Source organism: Flavobacterium sp. GL_143 (genome assembly GCF_057834355.1).
In genome coordinates, this window is record NZ_CM174401.1 from 4,934,872 (window position 1) to 4,948,503 (window position 13,632).

The 13,632-nt window shown below is 31.3% G+C and carries 17 protein-coding genes; 14 read left to right on the forward strand and 3 right to left on the reverse strand.

Going from position 1 to position 13,632, the window contains the following annotated elements; genetic code table 11:
- Positions 1-134: 134 nt before the first annotated feature.
- The 3 genes from AC3IPI_RS20805 to AC3IPI_RS20815 all read left to right on the forward strand — a co-directional run bounded on the left by AC3IPI_RS20805 (position 135) and on the right by AC3IPI_RS20815 (position 2,247).
- On the forward strand, positions 135-986 hold the full coding sequence (locus AC3IPI_RS20805) for an aldose 1-epimerase family protein (protein ID WP_489155442.1): 852 nt from the start codon (positions 135-137) through the stop codon (positions 984-986).
- Between the two features lie 17 nt (positions 987-1,003).
- Positions 1,004-1,555 (forward strand): GNAT family N-acetyltransferase, encoded by a 552-nt coding sequence (locus AC3IPI_RS20810; protein ID WP_489155444.1) that lies wholly within the window; start codon positions 1,004-1,006, stop codon positions 1,553-1,555.
- A 134-nt stretch (positions 1,556-1,689) separates the two neighbouring features.
- The gene (locus AC3IPI_RS20815) at positions 1,690-2,247 is read left to right on the forward strand and encodes a DUF3575 domain-containing protein (RefSeq protein ID WP_489155446.1); all 558 of its coding nucleotides are present in this window, start codon (positions 1,690-1,692) and stop codon (positions 2,245-2,247) included.
- Here the strand turns inward: AC3IPI_RS20815 and AC3IPI_RS20820 are convergent.
- Positions 2,244-2,471, reverse strand: a complete 228-nt coding sequence (locus tag AC3IPI_RS20820) for a VF530 family protein (RefSeq protein WP_323489269.1) — start codon at positions 2,469-2,471, stop codon at positions 2,244-2,246. The genes AC3IPI_RS20815 and AC3IPI_RS20820 overlap by 4 nt on opposite strands.
- Before the next feature lie 102 nt (positions 2,472-2,573).
- A complete protein-coding gene (locus tag AC3IPI_RS20825) occupies positions 2,574-3,212 on the reverse strand; it encodes a porin family protein (protein WP_039113057.1) in 639 nt (212 codons plus the stop codon).
- 146 nt (positions 3,213-3,358) lie between these two features.
- On the opposite strand from AC3IPI_RS20825, the gene smpB reads away from it, so the two are divergent.
- The 3 genes from smpB (at position 3,359) to AC3IPI_RS20840 (ending at position 5,633) form a co-directional block, all read left to right on the forward strand.
- Positions 3,359-3,811, forward strand: a complete 453-nt coding sequence (smpB, locus tag AC3IPI_RS20830; RefSeq protein ID WP_039113058.1) for an SsrA-binding protein SmpB — start codon at positions 3,359-3,361, stop codon at positions 3,809-3,811.
- An 80-nt stretch (positions 3,812-3,891) separates the two neighbouring features.
- Positions 3,892-4,518 carry a hypothetical protein gene (locus tag AC3IPI_RS20835; protein ID WP_489155449.1) on the forward strand — a complete coding sequence of 209 codons (627 nt, stop codon included), beginning with the start codon at positions 3,892-3,894 and terminating at the stop codon, positions 4,516-4,518.
- A 107-nt stretch (positions 4,519-4,625) separates the two neighbouring features.
- Entirely contained in the window at positions 4,626-5,633 is a 1,008-nt protein-coding gene (locus AC3IPI_RS20840; protein ID WP_489155451.1) for a helix-turn-helix domain-containing protein, read from the forward strand.
- Positions 5,634-5,858: 225 nt separating this feature from the next.
- Here the strand turns inward: AC3IPI_RS20840 and AC3IPI_RS20845 are convergent, their stop codons facing one another.
- The gene (locus AC3IPI_RS20845) at positions 5,859-6,500 is read right to left on the reverse strand and encodes a protein-L-isoaspartate(D-aspartate) O-methyltransferase (RefSeq protein ID WP_489155453.1); all 642 of its coding nucleotides are present in this window, start codon (positions 6,498-6,500) and stop codon (positions 5,859-5,861) included.
- Positions 6,501-6,643: 143 nt separating this feature from the next.
- On the opposite strand from AC3IPI_RS20845, the gene AC3IPI_RS20850 reads away from it, so the two are divergent.
- From AC3IPI_RS20850 to miaA, 8 genes are all read left to right on the forward strand, one after another.
- On the forward strand, positions 6,644-7,609 hold the full coding sequence (locus tag AC3IPI_RS20850) for a Gfo/Idh/MocA family protein (protein ID WP_039120207.1): 966 nt from the start codon (positions 6,644-6,646) through the stop codon (positions 7,607-7,609).
- 86 nt (positions 7,610-7,695) lie between these two features.
- Entirely contained in the window at positions 7,696-8,583 is an 888-nt protein-coding gene (locus AC3IPI_RS20855; protein WP_489155456.1) for a 3-hydroxyacyl-CoA dehydrogenase family protein, read from the forward strand.
- Between the two features lie 18 nt (positions 8,584-8,601).
- Complete coding sequence (locus tag AC3IPI_RS20860) at positions 8,602-9,192, forward strand: hypothetical protein (RefSeq protein ID WP_489155458.1); 591 nt, start codon at positions 8,602-8,604, stop codon at positions 9,190-9,192.
- A complete protein-coding gene (locus AC3IPI_RS20865) occupies positions 9,189-9,851 on the forward strand; it encodes a YggS family pyridoxal phosphate-dependent enzyme (protein ID WP_489155460.1) in 663 nt (220 codons plus the stop codon). Before AC3IPI_RS20860 ends, AC3IPI_RS20865 begins: the two co-directional genes overlap by 4 nt.
- Before the next feature lie 39 nt (positions 9,852-9,890).
- Entirely contained in the window at positions 9,891-10,244 is a 354-nt protein-coding gene (locus AC3IPI_RS20870) for a four helix bundle protein (RefSeq protein WP_489155462.1), read from the forward strand.
- A gap of 79 nt (positions 10,245-10,323) precedes the next feature.
- Entirely contained in the window at positions 10,324-11,685 is a 1,362-nt protein-coding gene (locus tag AC3IPI_RS20875) for an exonuclease domain-containing protein (protein ID WP_489155464.1), read from the forward strand.
- Between the two features lie 30 nt (positions 11,686-11,715).
- Positions 11,716-12,555 carry an ion transporter gene (locus AC3IPI_RS20880; RefSeq protein ID WP_039120201.1) on the forward strand — a complete coding sequence of 280 codons (840 nt, stop codon included), beginning with the start codon at positions 11,716-11,718 and terminating at the stop codon, positions 12,553-12,555.
- A gap of 153 nt (positions 12,556-12,708) precedes the next feature.
- A complete protein-coding gene (gene miaA / locus AC3IPI_RS20885) occupies positions 12,709-13,632 on the forward strand; it encodes a tRNA (adenosine(37)-N6)-dimethylallyltransferase MiaA (RefSeq protein ID WP_086895771.1) in 924 nt (307 codons plus the stop codon).

The following is a 13,632-nucleotide window of genomic DNA, read 5'->3' on the forward strand; positions in this document are numbered from 1 at the left end:
AAAAAGCTATTTATGAATTAAATCCTACCGGTTAATACAATTTTATCAAAAAATATTTCATCAGCTTTTTTTCCTATAAATTAAATTTATAAATATATTTACAACTCATTCTTAAACCATTCAAAAACTAAATTTTGACTACAATTATTTCAAATTCAAAACTTACTGCTTCTATTAAACATGCCGGAGCCGAATTATTTTCATTAAAAAACAACGATAATAAAGAATTCATTTGGGAAGGAAACCCAGATTTTTGGGGTAAACACTCCCCTGTTTTATTCCCAATTGTTGGTACTTTAAAAAACAATACTTACACCATTAATGATATATCTTATCACTTGCCACGCCATGGATTTGCAAGAGATATGGAATTTAATTTAGTTTCTAAAACTGACGAAAGCGCCATTTTTTCGATTCAATCTAATGCAGAATCGTTGAAAGTATATCCGTTTGAATTTGAATTACAAATAATTTATACTTTAATAGATTCTCAATTAGACATCCAATATAAAATATTTAACAAAAATGATTCTAAAATGCCATTCTCTATCGGTGCACATCCAGCAATTGCGCTACCTGGGAATTTTGAAAATTATGCTTTAGAATTTGAAAAAAAAGAGCCTCTAAAATATTCTTTGCTCGAAAATGATTTGATATCTAATAAAACAAAACAATTAGAAACGAAAGAAAATCAAATTGAGCTAAATTATCAACTATTTGAAAATGATGCTTTAATTTTTAAATCATTAGAGTCAAACTCGCTAACCATTTTAGAAAACAACAAACCATATATAAAAGTAGATTTCGCAGATTTTCCTAGTTTAGGTATTTGGACAAAAGAAAATGCTCCTTTTATTTGTATCGAACCTTGGTTTGGTTATTCTGATACTCCTGAAAACACAGGAAATCTTTTCGAAAAAGAAGGAATAGTAACTTTAGATGCAAATCAAACATTTAACTCTAAATTCAGTATCGAAATCCTATAATCTTATCTTGATATATTATGTTAACATTTAATTTTTCTCCATTTCCAGTACTCGAAACGGAACGCTTAATTATTAGAAGAGTAACCAATGAGGATGCAAACGAAATTATAGCACTTCGTTCTAATCCTGAAACTATGAAATACATTCCAAGGCCACTCACAAAAACTACTGAACAGGCATTAGAACATATAGCTCAAATTGATAGTACAATTGAAACTAACGAAGGAATAAATTGGGGAATAACACTAAAAGGCGATTCCAAAGTAGTTGGAATAATTGGCTATTATAGAATAAAACCAGAACATTATCGTGCCGAAATTGGCTATATGCTATTACCTGAACTTCACGGAAAAGGAATTATTCCTGAAGCAGTAAAAACAGTAATTGATTATGGCTTTAACGAAATGAAACTACACTCAATCGAAGCTGCTATTGATCCTGAAAATTTTGCATCAGAAAGAGTATTACAAAAAATTGGTTTTGTAAAAGAAGGGCATTTTAAAGAAGTCGAATATTATGAAGGCAATTTTTTAGATAGCGTAATTTATTCGTTATTAAACAAAAAGTAATTCATAGCAATATCTTTTTTTATTGATTCTTGTTAAATTTTAACTTTATAACAATACAACATATTTCATTCCGTTATATTTGCACCCAAAACTAGCAACCCAAACTAACTTATTGCTAGTAATTACTAGATTTTATGAAAAATTTATTTGCCCTAATCGTTCTACTATTTTCAATTCAATCCCAAAGTCAAACTTATATTAAAGCAAATGCACTTACCGCTTTAGTAGCAATTCCAGATATTGCTGTAGAAACAAGCATTGGTGAGAAATTAACTCTGAATGTTGATTTAATGGCTTCTTTTTGGGAATCATTTGATGGAAAAAGCCCAATGAAATTTGTCACCTTTACTCCAGAAGTTCGTTATCATTTTAATGAGAAATTCAATGGCTTATACCTTGGTGGTCATATTGGAGGTGATATATATCAAATTCAAAAATGGAACTACTGGGATAGTAATATGTACGAAGATGGTTTTGGATACAGATTAGGAGCTACGCTAGGATACCAAAAGAAACTTAATGATAAATTTATGCTTGATTTTTTTGTTAGCGGAGGATGGCACCAAGGTTTTTATAAAGGGCATTATAATGATGGTACACCAGGCCGTTATGAAAAAGCCCATGATTACAACAAAAGTGGAGAATGGTTACCTTACGGTGGTGGTGTAATGATCTCGTATAAGTTAAATTAATTTGAAAATTTAGGAATCGATTTTATATATAAATCTTCTACCTTTTTTCTAGCCCAATCCGTTTTTCTTAAAAAAGTCAAACTAGATTTAATACTAGGATTTGAAGAAAAACATTTAATCGGAATTAATTCTCCCAAAGTATCAAATCCATAATACTCTACTAGTTTTTCTAGTATTGTTTGAAGAGTGATTCCGTGTAGAGGATTTTTATCTTGATTTTGCATTTAATATTTTTTAAATAAATAATAAAAAGACCGTACTATGAAAAGTACGGTCTTTCTTTTTTACAAAATTACTAAATTGAAATTTAAATAATCTCCTAAATATTAGAATATGAATTTAAATCCGAAAGAAAGTGGAGAAGTTAAATTTGGATTACTTCCTCCTAATGCCCCATTATAATAAGAATCAACATTAGCCACATGTGCTAATCCAAAATTAGTTACCGTAGTTTTAGAACCATCTTTAGGATCTAAAGTTGTAGATGTAAAATTAGCTAAATCATAAGAGAACTCAACTGAGAAATATTTCGTTACAAAGAAATCAAATCCACCAGATAAAGACAGTCCAAATTGATTTACTTTTAATTCACTTTCCTTTTCTTTTCCAGTGATTATTGGTGCTGCCAATTGTCCGAAGAAATATAAAGAACCAGCAACATTCCAATATTTTCTAGCTAAAGGCTGAATAACTATTAAATTAGAATTTGCAGCAGTTCCTTTATCTGAATCTGCTTTTATATTAATATATCCAAGCCCTGCTCCAACAGCTACAGATGGCGTAATAAATTTACCTACAACTGGCATTACTAATAAATTTGTGCTTTTTACATCGTCTGTTTTAGTTTGTTGGTAACCAAATTGGGATGTTACAAACCATGCACCTTTTAGACCTTGATTTGCTTCCTGAGCTTTTACCGTTAAGCCTACTAACACAATACTAACTAATGTTAAAATTTTTTTCATGTTTTTAAGTTTTTGTTATAAATTATTTAACAAACTTAAGCGTAAGGTTTTTCCTGAAGAATGATTAAAATCATAGGTTTAAAAAAATCTTTAATTATCTTTGATTTCATTAAAGTTTTTCTTTTTTATTCTACATTTGCAATCCTATGTTAAAAACTGTCAATATACTCAATAAGAGAGCCCGTTTCGATTACGAAATAATAGATACCTATACTGCTGGAATTGTTTTAGCGGGAACCGAAATCAAATCAATACGTCTTGGTAAAGCAAATATTACCGAGAGTTTTTGTGAATTTAGTGGTAATGAACTTTTTGCCATAAACACTTATATAGAAGAATACGCTTTTGGAAATCAATTCAATCATAAGTCAAGAAGCGAAAGAAAATTGCTTTTGAATAAAAAAGAATTGAAGAGTCTTCAGAAAAGTGTACAAGCAAAAGGACTAACAATCATCCCTTTGAAACTATTTACTAATGAAAAAGGATTAGCAAAACTGCAAATCGGTCTTTGTAAAGGAAAGAAAAACTACGACAAACGCGAATCTTTAAAAGAACAAGATACCAAACGTGATTTAGATAGAATTAAAAAAGCTTTCTAATTTTTAATCCTCTTTTAATAAGAGTTATTTCTCGATTTTTATACTTATTTTTACTACAATAAATTCTAAATTTCAAGTTTATGAAAAGAATATTTGTTGTATTAACCGTCATCTTACTTTATGGTTGCGGTACTAGTTCTACAATTGTTAGCAGCTGGAGAGATCCTAAAATAACAATTAGTTCTGAAAATTTCAAAAAAGTATTAGTCGTAGCTTTAGTCAAAGATGAAGAAACACGAAGAATTACGGAGAACAGAATTGCTGCCAGCAGCCCTATCTTCCATACTTCTTATCAATTCTTAAATCAGATTAATAATGACTTAACAAATGATCAGAAACTAAAAATATTAAACGACGAAAATTTTGATGGTGTAGTAACAATGCGCTTGGTAAGCAAAGAAAAACAAACTGATTATGTCCCAGGAATTGATACTAGTATTTATTATGGTGGCTATAATGGTTTATATGGAGGTGCTTTTGGTGGTTGGTACGGTATGTACGCAACTGATTTCTATTCTCCAGGTTATTATGTAGAAAACACATTTTATATTGTAGAAACCAACGTTTTCTCTTTAAAACACAATAAATTAATCTGGACAGGCACCACACAATCGTCAGATATAACAGATATAGGTGCAACAGTAGATGATATCATGAGAACTGTAGTGAACGAAATGAAAAAAGACGGAACGCTTCCTGAAAAATAATTTCTTCTAAAATAAATCATAAAATAGCATCGAATTAATTTGATGCTTTTTTTTATTTAAAAAATAATGACTAAACTTGTCTTGACAATTAAAACCTGCTTTTTAAAATGAAAACGATTCTTAAAAATGCCAGAGAGAAAAAAGGATTTAAAACCCGAGAAGTAGCGCAGTTATTAGAAATTGACCAAGCTTTAATAAGTAAATTTGAAAGTGGTACCCGAAAACCCACAAGGGAACAAATCGTTAAACTTGCCTCATTACTTGAAATTGATTTTGAAAACTTATTAATTCTTTGGCTAAAAGAAAAAATAATACACGAAATCGGCCAAGAAGAATTTGCACTTAAAGCACTACATCTTGCAGAAATCGAAATTCAAAATAACAAAAAAGTAGTTGCTTCGGTAATATTATCAACGCTACAGAACGTTTTGGATGAAATTGAAATTTTAAAAAAGAAAGTTCAATCGTTTCAGCAATTTGAACTACATCGAATTTCAAAAATTCTTGAGCTTGAATTTACATACGAAAGCAATCGTCTCAACGATAACTCATTAACATTACAAGAAACCAAAGCGGTAATTAATGAAGGGTTAACAATTGCGGGTAAAACAATGCGCGAGCACTTAGAAGCCGTAAACCACCATGAAACCATTTCTTATATTAAAGATTTGACTCAAAAAAACAGCCCTGTTAACGAAAAAGAATTACTCAATATTCATAACTTGATTTCAAGAGGAATTAAACCTGACCATGCAGGAAAATATAAAAATGACGCCCTCATTATTCGCGAAATGACTTCCTTTTTTAGCTGGTTTGAAACGAATAAAAACAGCTTACATCCAATATTATTAGCTTCTGAAGTACATTTAAGAATTATAAAAATTACCCCATTTGAAAGTGGAAACACACAAATAGCTCATTTATTAATGAATTGGATATTAATACAAAATGGCTATGTCTTTGCAACAATACAAGGAGATACAGAACATAAAAACGAATATCTGAGCATTCTTGAGAAAAGTCAAAATCAAAATGATGAATCTATTTTTATAAACTATGTTGCACAAGTAGAAAAGGAAAATTTACAACGCGCCATCCAATTAGTTTCTCAATAATTACATTATTAGAGTATAAACATTTAAAAATGTTTTTTTTTCACCATTAAGAAATTAAGAAAAATTAAGTTTAATCTAAAATAAAACTAAGATACTTAATCGAGAAATCATTTTAATCTGAAAAATCTGTAGCTAAAAAAACCATTAAGAAATCTGAAGTTTAAAGAAACTTAATTTCTTAATGGTAAAATTCTTTACTTTTTGGCTAACAATACCAAAAATATTTTAGTTTTTATCTTCTAATAAAGGAACGAATCTAAATTCTCCAAACTCATGTTTTTCAAATTGTGTTTCGTTTTTACGAATTAACAACGTCATAATCTGAACGTCTTCTCCTAGCGGAATTACTAACCTTCCTCCTATTTTTAATTGTGCCATTAATGGTTGCGGAATAAATGGCGCTCCGGCAGTTACAATTATACTATCAAATGGTGCATAAGTAGGTAATCCTTTATAACCATCTCCAAAAGAAAGGTGTTTCGGACGAATTCCTAATTTAGGAAATAAAATAGATGTTGTTTTAAACAGTTCATTTTGTCTTTCGACACTAAATACCTTGGCACCCAACATATATAATACTGCAGTTTGATACCCTGACCCAGTACCAATTTCTAATACTTTATGGTCTTTTTTAACTTCTAACAGCTGCGATTGAAACGCAACAGTGTAAGGTTGAGAAATAGTTTGCCCCGCACCAATCGGGAAAGCCTTGTCCTGATAGGCATAATCTTCAAAGCTAGAGTTCAAAAAAAGGTGTCTTGGGATTTTTTTTATCGCTTCCAAAACAGCTTTATCGGTAATTCCCTTTTGTTGCAAAGTGCTTACTAATTGATTCCGAAGTCCTTGATGTTTGGCAGTGTCTTTCAATGTTTATTATTTAATTTTTGGTAAAAATAAGAAAGTAAATAGTAATTCAAATATTGATTCTTAAATATTAAATTACTAAAACTTTAAAGCATTCACTTTCACTTTCAACAAATAAATTATATTTTTGTTAAAAATACATTCTCATGTTAAAAGTAGGAGTTTTAGGTGCTGGTCACTTAGGTAAAATACATTTACGTTTATTACAACAATCTGATAAATATGAATTAGTTGGTTTTTATGACCAAAATCAAGAAAACGCCGAGAAAATTTCCAAAGAATTCGGTTATAAAAATTTCAATACAATTGCCAAGTTAATACACGCTGTAGATGTAATTGATATTGTAACCCCAACATTATCCCATTATAAATGTGCTAAAGTTGCCATAAAATCAGGAAAGCATATCTTTATCGAAAAACCTATTTCGAATACTGTTGAAGAAGCTGAAGAAATTATCGCTTTAGCAAAAGAATATAACGTAAAAGGTCAAGTAGGACATGTAGAACGCTTTAATCCAGCATTCATAGCGACAAAAAACATGATTGAAAATCCGATGTTTATAGAAACACATCGTTTGGCCGAATTTAATCCTCGTGGTACAGATGTTCCTGTAGTTTTAGATTTAATGATTCATGATATCGATGCCATTTTAAGCGTCGTAAAATCTAAAGTAAAAAGTATCAATGCTAGTGGAGTTTCAGTTATTAGCGACACTCCAGATATTGCCAATGCCCGAATTGAATTTGAAAACGGTTGTGTTGCCAACTTAACAGCAAGCAGAATTTCGATGAAAAACATGCGTAAAACGCGTTTTTTCCAAAGAGATGCTTATATTTCGGTTGACTTCTTAGAGAAGAAATGTGAAGTTGTTCGTATGAAAGATGCTCCTGAAGTTCCAGGTGATTTTGATATGATTTTGCAAAATGCTGAAGGTGTAAAAAAACAAATCTATTTTACAAATCCAGATGTAGAGCAAAACAACGCAATTCTTGATGAATTAGAATCTTTTGCAAATGCAATCAATACAAATACAGCTCCAGTGGTAACTCTAGAACAAGCAACAGATGCTTTAAGAGTAGCTTACCAAATTATCGACTGTTTTAACAAATAAAATAATCTTAAAAAAAGTTAGCCATAAATTCACGAATTAATTTGTGCGTTTGTGGCTAAAATTATAAAATATAGTACTTAAATAATATGAAAACAATTGCTGTAATCGGTGCAGGAACAATGGGTAACGGAATCGCTCATACGTTTGCACAAAGTGGTTTTGTAGTAAAACTAATTGATGTTTCCGAAAAATCGTTGGATAAAGGAATGGCAACTATTGCCGCTAATTTAGACAGAATGCTTGCAAAAGGAAGTATTACTGAAGAAGAAAAAGCTAAAACAATAACTAATATTATTACCTATACCGATATTAAAGATGGTGTTGTAGGTGTTGATTTAGTTGTAGAAGCTGCGACAGAAAACATCGATCTAAAACTGAATATTTTTAAGCAATTAAACGAAACTTGTTCGCATAATACAATTTTAGCGACCAATACTTCATCTATTTCTATAACACAAATCGGAGCTGTTGTAACTCATCCAGAGCGTGTTATCGGGATGCACTTTATGAATCCTGTGCCAATTATGAAATTGGTAGAAATCATTCGCGGTTATAATACTAGCGATGAAGTTACCAAAATAATCATGGAATTATCTGTAAAACTAGGTAAAACTCCAGTTGAAGTAAACGATTATCCAGGTTTTGTGGCAAATAGAATTTTAATGCCTATGCTAAACGAAGCAATCGAAACGTTATATAACAAAGTGGCTGGCGTTTACGAAATAGACACAGTAATGAAACTAGGAATGGGACACCCGATGGGACCATTGCAACTAGCCGATTTTATTGGACTTGACGTATGTTTGGCTATTTTAAATGTAATGTACGACGGTTTCAAAAATCCTAAATATGCACCATGTCCTTTATTGGTAAATATGGTTAGAGCTGGGAAATTAGGAGTGAAATCTGGCGAAGGATTCTATGATTATAGTGAAAGTAAAAAAGCAGAGAAAATCTCAAAGCAATTTATTTAAAATGAAATTTTAAACAGTATGAAAAATCTATTTTTAGTTATTATTTATTTTGTAACTGCAATTTGCATTTCTCAAAACATAAAAATAGATTCTGATAAAAAATTCTCAACTAATGAAATTGATAGTCTCTGTAAAAAAAACAATAACTATCTCATTGTAGAAGGAACAATTGAAGGTACAACTAAAATTAAACTCAAAAAACAGAAAGCCAAAACCGTAAAAGGTACTGGAGGTTTCTCCTATAAGATTTACACAAAACATTTTAATGAAGAAAAATACAATACTCTATCAAAAACCGAACAACTAAATTATGATTTTGAAGAATATAGTACACTAATAAAAGGAGTGTATCATCAAGCTATACATTATGAGAATGCATATTCAGAAAATATTTACGGAGAGTTTTACTATTCTGAAATGTCACTTTTTTATGTGAAAATTAAAATTATCCGAACTGAAAACAATAAGAAGGAAATTTCAGAAGTATTCAATTTTAACCTTTTAGAACTAGAAGATTCTCAAAAAATAAAAAACATTTCTTCGCTTAATCTTAAAAATTGGGCAAAGCAAAAAAACAATGAAATAATTAAGTTTTACAACAACAAATGAATTCAATAAAGCAAAACTTAGTCCAAATAAAAGCTTCTCTACCCGAACATGTAACATTAGTTGCGGTTTCTAAAACCAAACCTGTTACTGATTTAATGGAAGCCTACGAAGCTGGTCAACGCATTTTTGGAGAAAACAAAATCCAGGAAATGGCAGACAAATGGGAAGAAATGCCAAAAGACATCCAATGGCACATGATTGGACACGTACAAACGAATAAAGTCAAATTTATGGCTCCGTTTGTAAGTTTAATTCATGGTGTTGATAGTTTAAAATTATTGCAGGAAATCAATAAACAAGCGTTAAAAAACAACCGAGTTATAGATTGCCTGCTTCAAATGCATATTGCCGAAGAAGAAACAAAATTTGGTCTTGACGAAAAAGAACTCACATCACTCCTAGCCTCAGAAGATTTTCATAATATGAAAAACATTCAAATTTTGGGTTTAATGGGAATGGCAACTTTTACAGAAAATCAAAACCAAATAAAAAAAGAATTCACACATTTAAAGTCTATTTTTGACTCTTTACAAGCTACAAAACCTGTAAACTGTAAACTGAATACGGTTTCGATGGGAATGTCCGGAGATTACCAACTTGCCATAGAATGTGGTAGTACCATGGTTCGAATTGGAAGTAGTATATTTGGAGGGAGATAAATTTCAAAAATCAATATCAATTGCAAAAATCAATACTTAATGGAAAAAATATTCAATTTTGAAGATAGGTTAGTTCGTTTTGCAGGAGAATGTATTTTCTTTACAAGGCAATTGGAGAAATTATTTGAAAACGAATACTATAAAAATCAATTAATCAGATCATCTGGAAGTGCATCCTTAAATTTTGGAGAAGCTCAAGGTACAATTACTGATAAAGATTTTATTTTTAAAGTTTCATTAGTAGCAAAAGAGTTAAAAGAATCAAGAAACTCATTAAAAATTCTGAATTATATTAAAGAAGGTGATAACGATAAAAGAAATAAACTTCTAATTGAAGTAGAACAACTTATTGCAATTTCATCAAAAATGATAATAAATAAAAACAGTCAATAACAATCACAACGACAATAGTAATTTTAAGGATTATTATTGACTTTGAAATTGAATTTGATTTTTGAAATTGACATTGATAATGTACGCAATACTAGACATAGAAACAACTGGAGGACAGTTTAATGAAGAAGGAATTACCGAAATTGCCATCTATAAATTTGATGGTCATGAAGTAGTCGACCAATTCATTAGCCTGGTGAACCCGGAAATTCCCATTCAGCCATTTGTTGTAAAACTTACAGGTATCAGTAATGCAATGTTACGTTCAGCACCAAAGTTTTTTGAAGTTGCTAAACGAATTATCGAAATTACTTCCGATTGTGTTATCGTAGCACATAACGCCTCTTTTGATTACAGAATCTTACGCACAGAATTTCGCCGTTTAGGTTATGATTTCGAAGCCAAAACGCTTTGTACAGTCGAACTTGCCAAAAAATTAATTCCAGAACAACCTTCTTACAGCTTAGGAAAACTAGTTCGCGCACTAGGAATTCCAATGGCCGACAGACATCGTGCCAATGGTGATGCAATGGCAACAGTAAAGTTGTTCAAAATGCTTCTTGAAAAAGATACCGAAAAAACAATCATAAAAGACTTCATAAAACTAGAAGTCGAAAAAGGAATTGCGCCAAAATTATTAGATATTGTAGCACAAGCACCTACAAAAACAGGTGTATACTACATTCATAACGAAAGCGGAAATTTAATATACATTGGCAAAAGCCGAAACATAAAAAAACGCATCAATCAGCATTTTACAGGAACAAATACCAAAAGCAAAAAAATCCAAGCCGAAGTATTTACAGTAACTTATGATGAAACAGGAAGCGAACTTATTGCGCTTTTAAAAGAAAGCGAAGAAATAAAAGTCAATAAACCCAAATACAATCGTTCGCAGAAAAAAACTATTTTCCCACTTTCATTATACGCCGAAAAAGACAAAAATGGTTATCTAAACTTAAAACTTCAGAAAACCGACGGACGTAAAAAAGAAATCACCTCTTACGGAAGTTTACAAGAAGGAAAAAACGCTTTGTTTTTCATCACCGATAAATACAAATTGTGCCAAAAACTGACTGGTTTATATCTCACTAAGAAAGAATGTTTTCAATATAAAATAAAAGAATGCGACGGTGCATGTATCGGAGAAATCACTCCCGAAGAATATAATGCAAGAGTTCAAAACTTTATTACCGATTATAGTTTCGAAAACAAAAACATGATTTTAATCGACCGTGGGCGAACTGTAAACGAGCGCAGCGCAATATTAATAGAAAATGGCGTTTATAAAGGTTATGCTTTTTACGATTTAAACTATCAGATTACCAACATCGAAATCCTGAAAAATATCATAATTCCGATGCAAAACAATCGTGATGCTAAAAGCATAATTCAGAATTACATGAGAAAAAGCAAATCATTAAAAGTAATTCATTTTTAATACATATTAACTTTCAGTATCTTCGCAGATATGTCAAGAATAAAATCCAAATACGACCTTTTTAGGCAAAAAACCCAAATCATCCTTTATGGTACAAATACCGTTTTAGGGCGCTTGTTCGATTTGGTACTTCTAGGACTTATTTTACTAAGCGTATTATTGGTTATGATGGATACCGTAGAAGGAATCAATCAAAAATACCATACACAGCTTCTTATTTGCGAATGGATAATCACCGTATTTTTTACCATAGAGTTCATTTTACGTATTATTTCGATACAAAAACCCATAAAATATGTTTTTAGCTTTTATGGAATCATCGATTTAATGGCGATATTACCCATGTATTTATCTATATTTTTTCCTGCTACAAATGTTTTAACAATTGTAAGGGTGCTACGTTTCTTCCGATTGTTTAAGATTTTACATATCCCCCAAATCTCACAACAATCCATACAGCTTCGCGAAGCAATGGAAGCCAGTAAAGAAAAAATCCTTGTATTCATCTATTTTGTAGTTATTAGTGCAGTAATTATTGGCTCATTAATGTACGTAGTCGAAGGCAAAGAAAGCGGCTTTACCAGCATCCCAATGGGTATTTACTGGGCAATCGTTACCCTAACAACCGTTGGTTATGGTGATATCTCACCAGCATCGCCAATAGGACAATTTTTAGCCTCATTGGTTATGATTATGGGTTACGGAATCATTGCCGTTCCTACTGGAATCGTAACAGCCGAATTTGCCAAAAGCAGCCTGAAAAGCAACTCTATCAGTACAAAAAAGAAATGTCTAAAATGTAATTCCCAAGTTCATTTTGATAATGCAAAATATTGCTATGAATGTGGCGAAACATTACCCGATAATTAATTTATGAAGCCTTTTCCAGCTGTACACTACAACTCCTCCTTACATTCGTAATTTTTTTAAGGCATAAAAGGAGCTTCATAAAGTCGCTCTTTTATACCAAAAAAATAAACAAATCTAAGTCCGGGGTTTACGTTTCCATCTGGGCTAAAAAATATGAAATACTTAATCACCATCGTCGGACCAACAGCTATAGGTAAAACTGCCTTAAGTATTGCTTTGGCACAACATTTTAAGTGCGAGATAATATCGTGCGATAGCCGTCAGTTTTTCAAAGAAATGACAATTGGTACAGCCGTACCCAATCAAGACGAACTACAGGCCGCTAAACATCATTTTATCCAGAATATATCTATTTTCGAAAACTATACCGTAGGCGATTACGAAAAAGAAGCCATAACCAAGTTAGAAGAACTATTCCAACACAATGATTACGTAATTCTTGTAGGTGGCTCCGGATTATATGTAGATGCTGTATTAAAAGGGTTTGATGAATTTCCTGAAATCGATACAACAATTCGCGAAAAAGTAGCACTAGAATATGAACAAAACGGAATTTTGTATCTACAAGAGCAATTAAAAAAACTAGATACTGCTTATTACGATAAACTAACTATCGAAAATCCTCAGACATTACAAAATCCGCAACGAATGATGCGCTTTGTCGAAGTTTGTTTAGGAACAGGAAAGCCATATTCATCGTTTTTAAATCAGAAAAAGAATAATCGAAACTTCACTCCTGTCTTAATTGGTTTAGAAGCTGACAGAGCTGTAATTTACGACCGAATAAACCAACGTGTTGACATAATGCTTAACCAAGGTTTACTAGAAGAAGCACAAAGCCTTTATCCTAACAAAGCGTTAAATGCACTACAAACGGTGGGATATCGGGAATTATTTAGTTATTTTGATGAAGAATTTACGTTGCCCTTTGCAATCGAAGAAATCAAGAAAAACACCCGACGCTTTGCAAAACGTCAGTTAACTTGGTTCAAACGCAATGAAAACACAAAATGGTTTGATTATCTCACTCCAAAAAATGAGATAATCAACTTCATCGAAGAAAGTATAAAAAAATAA